This window comes from Aeromonas sp. s5, from assembly GCF_040907865.1.
Classification (GTDB): Bacteria; Pseudomonadota; Gammaproteobacteria; order Enterobacterales; family Aeromonadaceae; genus Aeromonas; species Aeromonas dhakensis.
On the sequence record NZ_JBFOCO010000033.1, the window covers coordinates 275,251 to 288,664 of the forward strand.

Consider the following 13,414-nt stretch of genomic DNA (forward strand, 5'->3'; position numbering starts at 1 on the left):
AGTGAGTGGTAAAACGAACAAGGGATCTTATGACCATTCAATGCTTTGGCTGCCACTCAGGCAGCAACACCACCCGCCGCAAAGGCCTCTCTGTCACCGCGGCAGCCTTGCTGGCCCTGCTTTCGGGCGGTTTCTCTTCCATGGCGCTGGCTGCCCAGCCCGTCCCCGCCGAACTCAAGCTCGCCATCGGCAGTGAGCCCACCGAAGGGTTTGACCCGCTGCTTGGCTGGAGCCACGGCAGCTACCTGCTGCTGCACAGTCCGCTGCTCAAGCAAAACGCCGACCTCAGCTGGCAGAATGTGCTCACCCAGGCGGTGACTCCGAACCAGGATGGCAAGGGGTGGCTTATCCGCCTCAAGCCGGATCTGAAGTTCTCCAACGGCGCGCCGCTCACCGCCGAAGACGTCGCCTTTACCTACAACAGCGCAGCCCAGGGTGGCGGCAAGATCGACATGGGCAACTTTGTCTCGGCCAAGGTGCTCTCGCCCACCGAGGTTGCCATCACCTTAAGCGCCCCCCAGAGCACCTTCGTCAACGTGCTGGGATCCTTGGGGATAGTGTCGAAGAAGGATTACGACGCAAAAGCTTACGCCCGCCATCCGGTCGGCGCCGGCCCCTACCGGCTGGTGAGCTTCCTGCCCGGCCAGCAGCTGGTGGTGGAGGCCAACCCCCATTACGCCGGCGGCAGCAATGACTTCAAACGGCTGGTGTTTGTCTTTATCGATGAAGAGAGCGCCTACGCCGCCGCCCAGAGCAGCCAGCTCGACCTGGTGCGCATCGCCCCGTCGCTGGCGCCTACCGTGCCTGCCTCCCTCAAGCTGTGGGTGCGGCCGAGCGTGGAGAACCGCGGCATCGTCTTCCCCATTCCGCCGGCGGGTGGCAAGGATGCCAAGGGTTATCCCATCGGCAACGACGTGACGTCTGACGTGGCGGTGCGCCGCGCCATCAACTACGCCATCGACCGCCAGCTGCTGGCCGATCAGCTGCTGGAGGGGCACGCCATCCCCGCCTACAGCGCGGTAGAGGGCCTGCCCTGGCTAAACAAAGCCACTGCCTTCAAGGATGGCGATGCGGCTCACGCCAACGCCCTGCTCGACGAGGCAGGCTGGAAGATGGGGAGCGACGGCATTCGCCACAAGGGCGACCTGCGCGCCGCCTTTACCCTCTGGTACACCAGCGGTGACAGCACCCGCCGGGATCTGGCGGAAGCGGTGCGGGCCATGCTCAAACCCACCGGCCTCGAGGTGAGCCTCAAGTCCGGCAGTTGGGAGCAGGTGGAGCGCGAGATGCACGCCAACCCGGTGCTGATGGGGTGGGGGAGTCTGGATCCCATGGAGCTCTATCACCACTACCAGAGCGGTTCCGCCGGCGTGGAGTTCTACAACCCGGGCTATTACAGCAACCCTGTGGTGGATGGCTACCTCAAGCAGGCGCTGGATGCCCCGAACTGGCAGGCGGCCGTGCCGTTCTGGCAGCAGGTGGAGTGGGATGGCAAGCGTGGCGCCGGAGTGCAGGGGGATGCAGCCTGGGCCTGGCTGCTCAACGTGCAGCACACTTATCTGGCCAACCGCTGCATCGACCTTGGCAAGGGGGCGCCGGAAATCCACGGTAGCTGGTCTTTGCTCAACAACCTGCAGGATTGGCGGTGGACGTGCCGTTAAGTTCGTCCACCATGATGACTGCAACACTCAAAGCCCTGCTGCGTCTGGCAGGGCTCTTGTGTCTGGTCTCTGTCGCCACCTTTGTGCTGCTGAGCTACTCCCCCATCGATCCCATCAAGGCCTATATCGGCAACGATCTGCTCCATGTGCCGCCGGAACAGTACGCCCGCATCGCCGCCCGCTGGGGGCTGGATCAGCCGCTCTGGCTGCGTTACTGGCACTGGTTTAGCCAGGTGCTGCAAGGGGATCTCGGTTACTCCATGCTCTACAACGCGCCGGTGAGCGAGGTGATTGGCCAGCGCTTTGCCGCCTCCTTCCTGCTGCTGGCGGGCGCCTGGCTGCTCTCCGGCTTTTTCGGCATTTTGCTGGGCCTCTGCGCCGGTCGCTATCTCAACCGCTGGCCCGATCGCCTGATTTGCCGCTTTGCTTATCTGCTTGCCTCCTTGCCCACCTTCTGGGTCGGCCTCTTGCTGCTCGCCCTGTTTGCGGTGCACTGGCCGCTGCTGCCGGTCTGCTGCGCCTGGACGCCAGGCCTCTCTGCAGATGAGGCGGATTGGGCATTGCGGGCGCGCCATCTTCTGCTGCCAGTGACCACACTGGCGTTGCTGGGGCTTGGCAATATCGCCCTGCACACCCGGGAGCGGGTGGCCGAGGTGCTGGCGAGCGATTTTATCCGCTACGCCCGCGCCCAGGGGGATGGCGGCTGGCCTATGCTGCGCTTTCACGTGCTGCGCCACGCCCTGACCCCGGCCATCTGTCTGCAGTTTGCCTCCCTCGGTGAGCTGATTGGCGGATCGCTCTTGGCAGAGAAGGTTTTCTCTTATCCGGGGCTCGGCCAGGCCACCGTGGATGCGGGGCTCAGGGGAGACATCCCCCTGCTGATGGGAATCGTGCTCTTCTGCACCCTGCTGGTCTTTTTGGGCAACACGGCGGCTCGGGTGCTGCTGGCCCGCATCAACCGCGGCTGGGAGGGTGTGCATGCTGTTTAATCCGCTCCCCTCCTTGCTGCGTCTGGGTTTTGCGCTGATCTGCCTGCTGCTGCTGGCCAGCTATGGTTGGAGCCTCTCTCATCAGGATGTGCCGATGGATCTGCTGGCCCGCCAGCAGCCCCCCTCGCTGACCCACTGGTTCGGGACCGACCAGATGGGGCGGGATCTCTGGCTGCGGGCCTTTCAGGGGACTCTCACCAGTCTGGAACTTGGCATCAGCACGGCTCTCTGCAGTGGCCTGCTGGCCATGGTGGCGGCCAGCCTCTCGCTCATTCATCCCAGGTGCGATACGGTGGTGCGCCTGGTGATCGATGCCATGCTGGCGCTGCCCCATATGCTGCTGCTGATCCTCATCTGCTTTACCGCAGGGGGTGGCATGCGCGGGGTGATCCTGGCGGTGGCGCTCACCCACTGGCCCAAGCTGGCGCTCATTCTCTGCGCCGAGGCGCGGCGGATCGCCAGCAGCGACTACGTGGTGCTGGCGCGCTGTCAGGGGATGGGGGCGCTGCGCCGCTGGCGTACCCACCTGCTGCCTGGGCTGTTGCCCCAGTGGTTTATCGGCACCTTGCTGATGTTTCCCCACGCGGTGCTGCACAGCGCGGCGCTGAGCTTTCTCGGCTTTGGGCTGGCGGCCCACGAAGCCTCGCTGGGTCTGCTGCTGGCCGATGCCCTGCGCTATCTGGCCGGCGGCGGCTGGTGGCTGGCCCTCTTCCCTGGGCTGATGCTGCTGACCTTGGTTTTACTGTTTGATCAGGCCACTCGCGCCCTGCAACAACTCTGGTTTGGGTTTGGGGGAGATACATGCTGAGTTTTGACCAGGTGACCATAGAGGCGGCCCACTACTCCTGGCTGGGACGGCGCAGCTGGCGGCCGCTGCTGACCGATATCAGCCTGCAATTGGCGCCCGGCGAAATCGTCGCGCTGGTGGGGGGGAGCGGTGAGGGCAAGAGCCTGCTGCTGCAAAGCGCCCTGACCCTGCTGCCGGACAACCTGCGCATGCGCGGCACCATCTCTCTCGATGGCACGCCTCTGTGCGATGCCAGCCGGGCCCGTTTGCGCGGCCACACCCTCTGCTATGTGCCGCAGGGGGTGAGCGCCCTCAATCCGTTGCTGACGGTGGAGCGCCAGCTGGGCCGGGCGGCGCGCCTCTGCGGCCAGAGCGGTTCTCGCGATCGGCTCGGCGAGCAGCTGTTGCGCTACCAGCTGCCCGCCGCCACTCTGGACCGCTATCCGCGCCAGCTCTCCGGCGGCATGGCCAAGCGCATTCTGGCCTGCACCGCGGCCCTTGGCGGCGCCCGCTACATTCTGGCGGACGAGATCACCGCCTGGCTCGACGAGGGGTTGGCCTGCCAGCTGCTCACTCAGTTGCGTGAATTGACCAATCAGGGCAGCGGCATCCTCTGGGTCACCCACGATTTGGCGTTGGCGGCCCGCTTTGCCGATCGCATCGTGGCGCTGCATCAGGGCCAGGTGAGCGACACCCTGAGCTGCCACCATCTGCGCCAGGGGCAGGGGAGCGAGATGCTCCGTGCCCACTGGCAGGCGTTGCCGGAGTTCAATTCGCTCTTCTCTGTGCCGGAGGTGTCCTGATGCTGGAAGTACGGGATCTCACCATCGCCCAGGGGGCACGCCCCCTCTGGCAGGGGTTGTCACTGACGGTGAAGGCGGGCGAGCGGCTCGGCATCTCTGCGCCGAGCGGCCATGGCAAGACCACCCTGGGGCGGGTATTGGCCGGTTGGCAACCGGTTCGGGCTGGCGGGCAGATCCTGCTGGATGGGCAGCCTGTGCCTGCACAGGTAAAAGGTTATAACCCCATCCAGCTGGTGCCCCAGCACCCGGAGCTCACCTTCAATCCCTATCGCACCACCGGGCAGGCGCTGTGGGATGTATGGCGCCCCGATGACGCCATGCTGGCCCGCTTTATGGTCAAGCCTGAATGGCTTGGCCGTAAACCCGGTCAGCTCTCCGGTGGCGAGCTGGCCCGCATCGCGTTGCTGCGCGCCCTGGATCCCCGCACCCGGTTGCTGATTGCCGATGAGGTGACTGCCCAGCTGGACCCGCAAATTCAGCGCCAGCTCTGGCAGGAGTTGATGATGGAGTGCGAGCAGCGCGGGCTAGGCATGGTGATATTCAGTCACCAGCATGCACTGCTGCGCCAGATCTGCCATCGGGTGCTGCGCTTTGGTGAGATGCAGCCCGTGACTGGTGTATTGGCTGAAAATGCGGCCTGAGGGTTAGTTCCCCCTCATCCCCAGCCCTTCTCCCGCAAGGGGAGAAGGGGGCAGACGGCGCCATCTCACCCGCCCGGGGTTAGGGTTTGGAAAATCTCGGGGTTTAAGAATATGGCTGGTTGTTATGCTTGAAGCCCCCTGAGGGGTTTGAGGGAGTCGCGGCACCCACAAACCGGTTCCCTCTCCCTGGGGAGAGGGCCAGGGTGAGGGGACGCGAGTGTGAGAGGCTGGCCATTTGGTGCAGATAGAACGGCTGGCAAGGTTCGCAGATAAAAGAGAGGGAGGCATCAGCCTCCCTCTCTTGTTTTCTACCGTTATCAGCGGCGTTTAACCGGTTGATTTCAAGCACTGGCCAGCCAGTTAAGCCAGGCATCCATCCCTTCGCCTGTGGTGGCGCTGACCTGGATCACCTGGATATAGGGGTTGACCCGTTTGGCGTTCTCGATGCAGCGGGCCACGTCAAAGCTGACGTAGGGCAGCAGATCGATCTTGTTGATCACCATCAGCTGGGCGGCGGCGAACATGTCCGGGTATTTCAGCGGCTTCTCTTCCCCCTCGGTGACGGAGAGGATCGCCACCTTGTACTTCTCGCCGAGATCGAAGCTGGCGGGGCAGACCAGATTGCCCACGTTCTCGATAAATAGGATGCCCCCGGGATTGGCGGGCAGCTGGTGGCAGGCATCGTGGACCATTTTGGCATCCAGATGGCAGCCCTTGCCGGTGTTGATCTGCACGGCAGGGACGCCGGTGGCACGGATGCGATCCGCATCACTGCTTGTCTGTTGATCCCCTTCGATCACGGCGCAGGGGCGCTTGTCGGCCAGCTGGCGCAGGGTTTCGCACAGCAAAGTGGTCTTGCCTGAACCCGGGCTCGACACCAGGTTGAGCACCAGTTGCTCTGCGGCAGTGAAGTGTTCGCGGTTGTGGGCCGCCAGTGCATTGTTCTTGGCCAGCACATCCATCTCGATGGCGATCAGCTGGCGCTGTCCCATGCCGGGCACCGATAATCCCGCTTCCCCTTTGCCGTAGTGCAGATCATCCTGCTGATGGTCATGGTCATGGTCATGGTCATGGTCATGGGGATGCGCGTGGGAATGGCCGTGGTCATGAGAGTGGGCATGTTCATGATGATGGTCGTGGGGGTGATCATGGTGGTGCTCATTAGAGTGATCATGCCCCTCGTGGCTTATGGGAGCCCGTACCCCGTGGTAGTGGTGATGGACATCCCCCTGATGGTGATAGTGGTGGTGAATGATCAGGGTGCGTGGTGCGCTCTGCTCGTGATCATGATGGTGATGGGCGTCATGAGCATGATGATGGTCGTGCTCATGGTGATGGTGGTGTTCATGAGCGTGTTCATGGTCGTGATCATCTTCATGGCCGGCGATCCGCGCCTGGCCGCATCCGCATACGCTACACATATCAACTTACCTCGATGTCGGTGATGCGCAGGCTGTTCCCTTGCGCGACTCGTAATTTGTATCCGCCACACCCGGGGCAGGCTTGCCCGCGCTCGGTGAGGGTGACCGTCTGGTTGCAGTCGTAACACCAGGCCTCTGCCGCCTGGTGCTGAAAGTGCAGCTGGGCCCCTTCGACGGCGGTGCCCTTGGCGGCAGCCTCGAAACAGAAGGCAATGGTGTCCGGGTCGACGCAGGAGAAGCTGCCGACCTCGAGCCAGAGGGCGGTCACCTTGTTAAAGCCCCGCTGGGTGGCCTGTTCGGCCGCCAGATCGATGGCGGCCATGGCCAGAGACATTTCGTGCATGGTGGCTCCTTAACCGATATGGGGAGGAGTGACTCCTCCCTGTAATTGACCGAACGGTATGGCCGCTCAACAGATCCGCGGCAGCAGCTCCCCTTGCGGCAGCTCCAGATAACGGCGGCTACCCCAGGGGTTGTTGAGGATCACCTTGTGGCGATCGCTCGCCTGCACCACGCCGATCTGGCTGGCGGCGGGGTTGAATTGCCGCAAGATGCCCAGTGTGTCCTGCGCCTGTTCGGCAGGCAGAGCCAGCACCATGGTTCCCTCGTTGGCGAGATCATGGGGCTCGAAGCCGTATAGCTCGCACAGGCCCCGCACCGGATCGCACACCGGAATGGCGGACTCCTCCAGCTCGATGGCAACGCCGGAGGCGCTGCTCCACTCGTTGAGCACGGCGGCGAGGCCACCGCGGGTGGCATCGCGCAGGGCGTGGGGGGTAATGCCGGCCTGCAGGAGCGCTTCTACCTGCGGCCAGAGGGTGGTGCAGTCGCTCTTGAGAGCGGATCCCAGTTGCAGGGCGTCACGGGCCATCAGGATACAGGCGCCGTGGCTGCCGATATCCCGCGACACCAGAATGGCGTCACCGGCCTTGAGGCTCCGTACCGATATGCCCCGGCTCTGTTCGGGCAGCGGGAAGGTGCCGACCCCGCTGGTATTGATAAAGATCTTGTCGGCTGCCCCCTTGGGCACCACCTTGGTGTCGCCGCAGACGATGCGGGCGCCGCTCTTGGCAAGCTCCGCCGCCATCGACTCGACGATGCGGGCGAGATCGGCGTAGGGGAACCCCTCCTCGATGATAAAGCTGGCGCTCAGATACTCGGGCTTGGCCCCCATCATGGCGAGATCATTGACCGTACCGGCGATGGCCAGCTTGCCGATATCGCCCCCCTCGAAGAAGAGCGGCGAGACGGTAAAGCTGTCGGTGGTGAAGGCGACGGGGCCCTCTACCGGCAGCAGGGCGGCATCTTCACCGCGCAGCAGGATCTCGTTGCCAAAATGGCGAAAGAAGAGCTGATTGATCAGCTGGTTCATCTCGACACCGCCGCCGCCGTGGCTTAACTGAATTTCTCTCATTGGATCCCCATATATCGGTAGTAGGCATTGCAGGCCCCTTCGGAGCTGACCATGCAGCTGCCCATGGGCTGGGTCGGGGTGCAGCCCCGGCCAAAGACTTTGCACTGGTTTGGCTTGGCCAGGCCGCGCAGGATATCGGCGCACTGGCACGCCTTGTGGTCATCGATGGGAGTCTGATTGAGCGCAAAGTGGCGCTCCGCATCGCGCCTGGCAAACGCATCGCGCAGGCGCAGGGCGGAGGCATTGATATCCCCAAGGCCCCGCCAGCGAAAGTGCTCGCGGGTCTCGAAAAAGCGCTCAACCAGCCGCTGGGCGGCTCTATTGCCGCTGGCGGTGACGGCGCGGCTGTACTGCACCTCCAGCGCGTAGCGACCCTCCACCTTCTGGCGCACCATCATCAAGAGCGCCTCCATCACATCCACCGGCTCGAAACCGCTCACCACCACAGGCACCTGATAGCGATCGACGATGGGAAGGTAGATATCGGCACCTGTGATGACACTGACGTGGGAGGGGCCGATAAAGGCGTTCACCTTGGCCACCCCGTCGGCCATCACCGCATGAATGGCGGGCGGCACCAGCACATGGTTGATATGAAACAAGAGGTTCTCGACCCCCTCAGCTTCAGCGGCAGCCAGCAGCGCCGCTGTCATCGGGGTAGAGGTCTCGAAACCGATGGCGAAGAAGACCACGGTTTTCTCCGGGTTCTCACGGGCGATACGCAGGGCATCGAGGGGGTCATAGACCGGGCGGATATCGCTCCCCTTGGCGCGCTGCTGGGCCAGCGTACCTTTGGAGCCCGGCACCCGGATCATGTCACCCAGGGTGACCAGAATGACGCTGGGCTGGCTCGCCAGCTCGATGGCCTGATCGATGCGTTCTTTCGGCATGATGCAGACCGGGCAGCCGGGACCGTGGACAAACTCGATGCTGGCCGGCAGCAACTGGTGCAGGCCGTACTTCATGATGGTGTGGGTATGGCCGCCGCACACCTCCATCACCCGCAGCGGCTCGGGCAGATCGTTGGCGAGTTCATTAATTTGCGCAGCGAGGGCGCGGATCACCTCGGGCTGACGAAAGCCCTGAAAGAGATCATTCAAGGTCAGCATGGCAAAATATCCTGTTTGGGCATCAGGGCCACCATCTGGCGGAAGCTCTCCAGGCTGGCCTGCGCCTCCTCTTCGTCAATCTTGCTCATCACAAAGCCGATATGGAGCAGCACATAGTCGCCCACCTGGAGAGGCTCTTCGAGCAGCATGCAGCTGACGCGCCGCTGCACCCCCAGGGTGTCGACGGTGACGCAGTTATCTTCGGGGTGCAGCTGCACCACCTGAGAGGGGATGGATAGACACATGGATTTCAGGACTCCGACAAGGTGGCACAACCGGCTGTGGCAGGCTGGTGCGTGGCAAGATGGTGGATGGCAAACCAGAGCTGACCGGCGGCGATGCCACCGTCATTGAGCGGCAGGGTTTCGCTGGTCAATACCTGCCGACCGGCTGCTTCGAGTGCGGGTACCAGCTGATCCATCAGCACCCTGTTTTGAAAGACGCCGCCCCCGAGCGCCACCGGATAGCCGGGGAAGCGCTCAGCAAGGGCAACCACCAGATTGCTGATGGCGCGGATAAAACCGGCGGCCAGGCTGGCGGTGGCGGTGCCTTTGCGCCGCTCGCTGACAAGAGTACTGATTAGCTCTGCCCACTGGATCTGCAGTGGCCCTTCCGCTGATTGGCCGAGATCAAAGGCAAGGGGGAAGGGCACTTCATCGGGGGTCAGCTGCAAGGCGGCCGCCTCCAGCAGGAGCCCTGCCTCGCCTTCGTAATCGGGGGTGTCGATCACTCCCAAGAGCGCCGCCACCGCATCGAACAGCCGACCGATGGAACTGGTACGGGGGGCGTTGCGACCCAGCTGCCAGAGCTGGTGCAGGTTGCTGATCCGCTCAGCGGGCAGTTGCTTGATCGCCGGAATATCGAGGGCGCTGATCTGCTCAGGACTGTGCGATTCAAACAGCAGCCCCAGCAGTTGGCGCACCGGTTCGCGAATCGCCGCCTCGCCGCCGACAAGCTTGAAAGGCCTGAGGTGGGAAACGCGCTCGAAGCCCTGAACGTCTGCCAGCAGCAGCTCGCCGCCCCAGAGGGTGCCATCATCCCCAAGGCCGGTGCCGTCGAAGGCAACCCCCAGCACCGGGCCTGTGATGCTGTGCTCGGCCATCACCCCAAGCAGGTGGGCGTGATGGTGCTGCACCTCGAGATGGGTGGCATGGTGATCGCGGCAATAGCCCTTGGCCCACTGGTGGCTGAGATAGCCGGGGTGGCAGTCCGAGACCAGCAACTGGGGCTTGAGATCGTAGAGATCGCGAAAGGTCGCCAGGGTCTGTTCGAAGTGGCCCTGCATCGGCAGGCTGTGCAGATCGCCGATATAGGAGCTGTAGATGCGCTGGCGGCCGAAGGCGAGCGCCAGCTGGTTCTTCTGCTGCGCCCCGACTGCCAAGAGCGGCACCTGGACCGCCTCTTTCAGGCTGGGAGTGCAGGGGGCATAGCCCCGGGCGAGGCGCAACGTCTGGCGTCGCCCGCCCGCCCACTGCACCAGACTGTCGTCGCAGGGGTGCAGGATGGGGCGGTTGTGATCCAGGATGCCGTCAATCTCGCCCCCGAGCTCCCTGACCACAGCCTCGCACTCGATAAGGATCGGGCTGCCGCGACCATTGGCACTGGTGGCCACCAGCGGCATGGCGCAGGCATCCAGCAGCAGCTGATGGAGCGGGGTATAGGGGAGCATGACCCCAAGGTAGGGGATGCCGGGGGCAATCCCCTCGGCCAGCGGGGCCGCAGGTTGCTGCGATTCTGAGAGCCGATCATCGTTTTTGCGCTTGCGCAGCAGGGTAATGGGTCTGGCCTGAGAGGCGAGCAGCTTCCACTCTGCCTCGCAGCCGGTGACATGCAATTTGGCCTCGGCAAGGGAGCCCATCATCACCGCCAGGGGCTTGCGTTCGCGCCGCTTGAGCTGGCGAAGCCGTGCCACGGAGCCTTCATCGCGGGCATCACAGATCAGGTGATAACCCCCCATCCCCTTGACCGCAATCAGCGCCCCCGCTTGCAGAGCGCTTGCTGCTGCTTGCAGCGCACCCTCGCGCTCGGCCAGGGCATCGCCGCGGCTGCTGCGCCAGGTCAGATGCGGCCCGCACTCGGGGCAGCTCACCGGTTGGGCGTGGTAGCGTCTGTCCAGCGGGTTTTCATAGGCAGCCGCGCAGCGCGGGCACATGGCAAAGCCCGCCATGGCGGTATGGGGGCGGTCGTAGGGGAGGCGGCGGATGATTGTGTAGCGCGGGCCGCAGTGGGTGCAGTTGGTAAAGGGGTAGTGGTGGTGGCGATCTGCGGGGTTGGCCACATCCGTGGCGCACGCCTCGCACATCCCCTGATCCGGCGAGATGGCGACCGTGGCCGCGCTCTGCTGCTGGCTCGCTTTAATTCGAAATTGGCCATCAAAGTCGGGATCATGAGTGAGGGGCAGCTCCCGCTCGCTGAAATGATCAATTCGGCTGAGCGGCGGCGCCAGTTCCCGCAGTTCGCGGGCAAAGGCTGTGAGCTGCTCAGGCGATCCTTCGGCGCCAATGGTGACGCCGTTGGCATCGTTCAACACATAACCGGCAAGGCTGTGGCGCAGCGCCAGTCCATAGACGAAGGGGCGAAAGCCGACCCCCTGCACGATACCGTCGATATGAAACTCGCGGCGTAGCCGGTTGGCCGCATGACTCGGAGAGATAGAGGTGGCAATGGTGGCGCTCATGCCGGCTCCATCTCATCTTGAGTCTGCGGCAAACGCAGCACCCGGCGCTCGTTCTCCTCGCGTCGTACCCAGCCATCCATCTCCATTCGCAGGCAGAACGGAATGGCGTATTTGCGCGACAAACCGGTGATCTCCTTGAGGGATGCCATGTCGATCAGATCTCCCACCTGCTGGCCCGCCAGCACGGCGGCGACCATCTGGTTGTAAAGCTCGGCGTCGTAGTAGATGGGGCCATCGAGCTGCACCAGATACTTGAGTCGCGCCAGATTGCGCAACTGCTTTTGCAACGCGCCTTTTTGTAGCAAGCCCTGCTGCAGGGCCGCGGGCAACTTGCGGGTGATAAAGGGATCCAGCGCCACGCCGCCGGGGCCCAGTTTACCGGGCTCATAACCCTCCTTGCCTTGATCTCGCACCACCTTGAGCACCAGCTGTGCCTCTTCCCCCAAATCATCTTCCGACTCGCCGCTGCCCTGCTGCCACTTGTCATGGTGCAGGCGAACAAGCTGCTCGCTCTTGAGCTGCTGGAGCAGGGCTTGCGTGACCGGCAGGGCGATGCCAAGGCGGGTCGTGAGCTCTGCAGCGCTAAGCGGTTCACTTTGCAGCGTCGCAAGCAGCTGATCGCGGCTCTGAGCCAGCCAGCAGCTATCCAGCAGCCACTCACCGAGGGGGATGACCTGCTCGGGCTGCTGGTCAAAGCGGCTGGCCAGTACATAGCCATTGAGCCCCAGTTGCAGGGTGGCCGGGTTGTAGTGCTCGAGCTCATCTGGCAGCTCGCCCAGCAGGGCGTGCAGCGTCTTGCGTCTGGCGGGGTGGATGTCGCCGCACCAGACGATGCGGGCGCCGTGCAGCAGTTCGCTGCTGCCGTGGCGAATGATGGCGAGCGGCTGACCGAAGAAGCAGGGGATGGGGCTGGCAAAGATCAGCCGTGCCAGCCGGGTATCCTTGATGGGCAGCTCTTTTATATGTGCCTCTTTTATCGGCACACAACGGGCCCGGCCATGCCAGCTGCCGAGGGCCACTTCCACTTCGCGGTTGCGCTGTTCCCGGATGCTGCCGCCGACCTCGCAGAGCCGCACGATAAGGTGGGTGGCCGCCTCGCACTGGCCGGCAGCGCTGGTGAGGCAGTGGCCGCGGGCCACCTCCTTGTGGGGCACCTTTTTAAGGCCCACCGCTACCCGGCAGACGGCGCCAATCTCGTCGACGCTCTGGTGATAGGCCTGCAGGGAGCGCACCTGCACTTCCCGATCGGCAGGGTAGAGGCGCAGCTTGTCTCCCACCTTGAGGCTGCCCTGCTGCAGGGTGCCGGTGAGCACGGTACCTGTGCCGTTGGCGGTAAAGACGCGGTCTACATAGAGGCGCGGGGCGGCCTGCTCGCGGGGGGCATGATGCTCGGCCATATCCCCCAACTGGCGCACGATGGCGGCGTGCAGAGCGGCCATATTCTCGCCGGTTTTGGCGCTGACGCTGACGATGTCGGGCACCATGCCGCTCTCGTCCATCACCCGCTCCAGCAGGCTCTCTTCAAGGAGTTCCAGCTCGTCGGGCGTTACCAGATCGCACTTGTTGATGCAGACCAAGAGGCGCGGCACCCCCATCGCCTTGAGCAAGCGCAGGTGATCGCCAGTCATCGGCATCCACCCCTCGTCGACGGCAATCACCAGCAGCACCAGATCCAGACTCCAGAGCCCCGCCACCATATTGCGGATATAGCGCTCGTGGCCGGGCACGTCGATGACGCCTATGGTGTTGCCCTGACCGTCGTCGAAGTGGGCAAAGCCGAGATCCTGGGTCATGCCGATGGCCTGCTCGTGGGCGCGGGCGGTGGTGATGCCGGTGAGAGCCTTGATAAGCAAGGTCTTGCCGTGATCCACGTGACCGGCAAGGCCGATAACGGCGCGATAGGAAGTCATGG

At 63.8% G+C, this 13,414-nt stretch carries 13 protein-coding genes; 6 read left to right on the top strand and 7 right to left on the bottom strand.

What is annotated here, in order from left to right:
• Positions 1-29: 29 nt before the first annotated feature.
• From AB5Y94_RS20575 to AB5Y94_RS20595, 5 genes are read left to right on the top strand one after another with little or no spacing between them, the layout of a single operon-like run.
• The gene (locus AB5Y94_RS20575; RefSeq protein ID WP_368206457.1) at positions 30-1,661 is read left to right on the top strand and encodes an ABC transporter substrate-binding protein; all 1,632 of its coding nucleotides are present in this window, start codon (positions 30-32) and stop codon (positions 1,659-1,661) included.
• Between the two features lie 11 nt (positions 1,662-1,672).
• Positions 1,673-2,650, top strand: a complete 978-nt coding sequence (locus AB5Y94_RS20580) for an ABC transporter permease (RefSeq protein WP_192897149.1) — start codon at positions 1,673-1,675, stop codon at positions 2,648-2,650.
• Positions 2,640-3,458 (top strand): ABC transporter permease, encoded by an 819-nt coding sequence (locus tag AB5Y94_RS20585; protein ID WP_368206458.1) that lies wholly within the window; start codon positions 2,640-2,642, stop codon positions 3,456-3,458. The genes AB5Y94_RS20580 and AB5Y94_RS20585 overlap by 11 nt, the downstream gene beginning before the upstream one ends.
• Positions 3,452-4,240, top strand: a complete 789-nt coding sequence (locus tag AB5Y94_RS20590; RefSeq protein ID WP_368206459.1) for an ATP-binding cassette domain-containing protein — start codon at positions 3,452-3,454, stop codon at positions 4,238-4,240. The genes AB5Y94_RS20585 and AB5Y94_RS20590 overlap by 7 nt, the downstream gene beginning before the upstream one ends.
• A complete protein-coding gene (locus AB5Y94_RS20595; protein WP_368206460.1) occupies positions 4,240-4,881 on the top strand; it encodes an ATP-binding cassette domain-containing protein in 642 nt (213 codons plus the stop codon). Before AB5Y94_RS20590 ends, AB5Y94_RS20595 begins: the two co-directional genes overlap by 1 nt.
• A gap of 341 nt (positions 4,882-5,222) precedes the next feature.
• Here the strand turns inward: AB5Y94_RS20595 and hypB are convergent, their stop codons facing one another.
• Complete coding sequence (hypB, locus tag AB5Y94_RS20600) at positions 5,223-6,071, bottom strand: hydrogenase nickel incorporation protein HypB (RefSeq protein ID WP_368206702.1); 849 nt, start codon at positions 6,069-6,071, stop codon at positions 5,223-5,225.
• Here hypB and AB5Y94_RS20605 point away from each other — a divergent pair.
• On the top strand, positions 5,952-6,326 hold the full coding sequence (locus AB5Y94_RS20605) for a hypothetical protein (RefSeq protein ID WP_368206703.1): 375 nt from the start codon (positions 5,952-5,954) through the stop codon (positions 6,324-6,326). The two genes, hypB and AB5Y94_RS20605, sit on opposite strands and share 120 nt — an antisense overlap.
• Here the strand turns inward: AB5Y94_RS20605 and hypA are convergent.
• From hypA to selB, 6 genes are all read right to left on the bottom strand, one after another.
• On the bottom strand, positions 6,304-6,645 hold the full coding sequence (gene hypA / locus AB5Y94_RS20610; protein WP_206220234.1) for a hydrogenase maturation nickel metallochaperone HypA: 342 nt from the start codon (positions 6,643-6,645) through the stop codon (positions 6,304-6,306). The genes AB5Y94_RS20605 and hypA overlap by 23 nt on opposite strands.
• Positions 6,646-6,711: 66 nt before the next feature.
• Positions 6,712-7,716, bottom strand: coding sequence for a hydrogenase expression/formation protein HypE (gene hypE, locus AB5Y94_RS20615; protein WP_368206461.1), 1,005 nt, complete (start codon positions 7,714-7,716; stop codon positions 6,712-6,714).
• Positions 7,713-8,825 (bottom strand): hydrogenase formation protein HypD, encoded by a 1,113-nt coding sequence (gene hypD / locus AB5Y94_RS20620; RefSeq protein ID WP_368206462.1) that lies wholly within the window; start codon positions 8,823-8,825, stop codon positions 7,713-7,715. The genes hypE and hypD overlap by 4 nt, the downstream gene beginning before the upstream one ends.
• Positions 8,819-9,070: a HypC/HybG/HupF family hydrogenase formation chaperone gene (locus AB5Y94_RS20625; protein WP_040065728.1), complete on the bottom strand. Its 252-nt coding sequence runs from the start codon at positions 9,068-9,070 to the stop codon at positions 8,819-8,821. Before AB5Y94_RS20625 ends, hypD begins: the two co-directional genes overlap by 7 nt.
• 5 nt (positions 9,071-9,075) lie before the next feature.
• Complete coding sequence (hypF, locus tag AB5Y94_RS20630) at positions 9,076-11,502, bottom strand: carbamoyltransferase HypF (RefSeq protein WP_368206463.1); 2,427 nt, start codon at positions 11,500-11,502, stop codon at positions 9,076-9,078.
• Entirely contained in the window at positions 11,499-13,412 is a 1,914-nt protein-coding gene (gene selB / locus AB5Y94_RS20635) for a selenocysteine-specific translation elongation factor (protein ID WP_368206464.1), read from the bottom strand. The genes hypF and selB overlap by 4 nt, the downstream gene beginning before the upstream one ends.
• Positions 13,413-13,414 lie beyond the last annotated feature (2 nt).

Bases quoted from the DNA above. Each gene is read 5' to 3' on its own strand.
- AB5Y94_RS20575 (WP_368206457.1), top strand. From the start codon at position 30: ATGACCATTCAATGCTTTGGCTGCCACTCAGGCAGCAACACCACCCGC.
- AB5Y94_RS20580 (WP_192897149.1), top strand. From the start codon at position 1,673: ATGATGACTGCAACACTCAAAGCCCTGCTGCGTCTGGCAGGGCTCTTG.
- AB5Y94_RS20585 (WP_368206458.1), top strand. From the start codon at position 2,640: ATGCTGTTTAATCCGCTCCCCTCCTTGCTGCGTCTGGGTTTTGCGCTG.
- AB5Y94_RS20590 (WP_368206459.1), top strand. From the start codon at position 3,452: ATGCTGAGTTTTGACCAGGTGACCATAGAGGCGGCCCACTACTCCTGG.
- AB5Y94_RS20595 (WP_368206460.1), top strand. From the start codon at position 4,240: ATGCTGGAAGTACGGGATCTCACCATCGCCCAGGGGGCACGCCCCCTC.
- AB5Y94_RS20605 (WP_368206703.1), top strand. From the start codon at position 5,952: ATGGTCATGGGGATGCGCGTGGGAATGGCCGTGGTCATGAGAGTGGGC.
- hypA (WP_206220234.1), bottom strand. From the start codon at position 6,645: ATGCACGAAATGTCTCTGGCCATGGCCGCCATCGATCTGGCGGCCGAA.
- hypE (WP_368206461.1), bottom strand. From the start codon at position 7,716: ATGAGAGAAATTCAGTTAAGCCACGGCGGCGGCGGTGTCGAGATGAAC.
- hypD (WP_368206462.1), bottom strand. From the start codon at position 8,825: ATGCTGACCTTGAATGATCTCTTTCAGGGCTTTCGTCAGCCCGAGGTG.
- AB5Y94_RS20625 (WP_040065728.1), bottom strand. From the start codon at position 9,070: ATGTGTCTATCCATCCCCTCTCAGGTGGTGCAGCTGCACCCCGAAGAT.
- hypF (WP_368206463.1), bottom strand. From the start codon at position 11,502: ATGAGCGCCACCATTGCCACCTCTATCTCTCCGAGTCATGCGGCCAAC.
- selB (WP_368206464.1), bottom strand. From the start codon at position 13,412: ATGACTTCCTATCGCGCCGTTATCGGCCTTGCCGGTCACGTGGATCAC.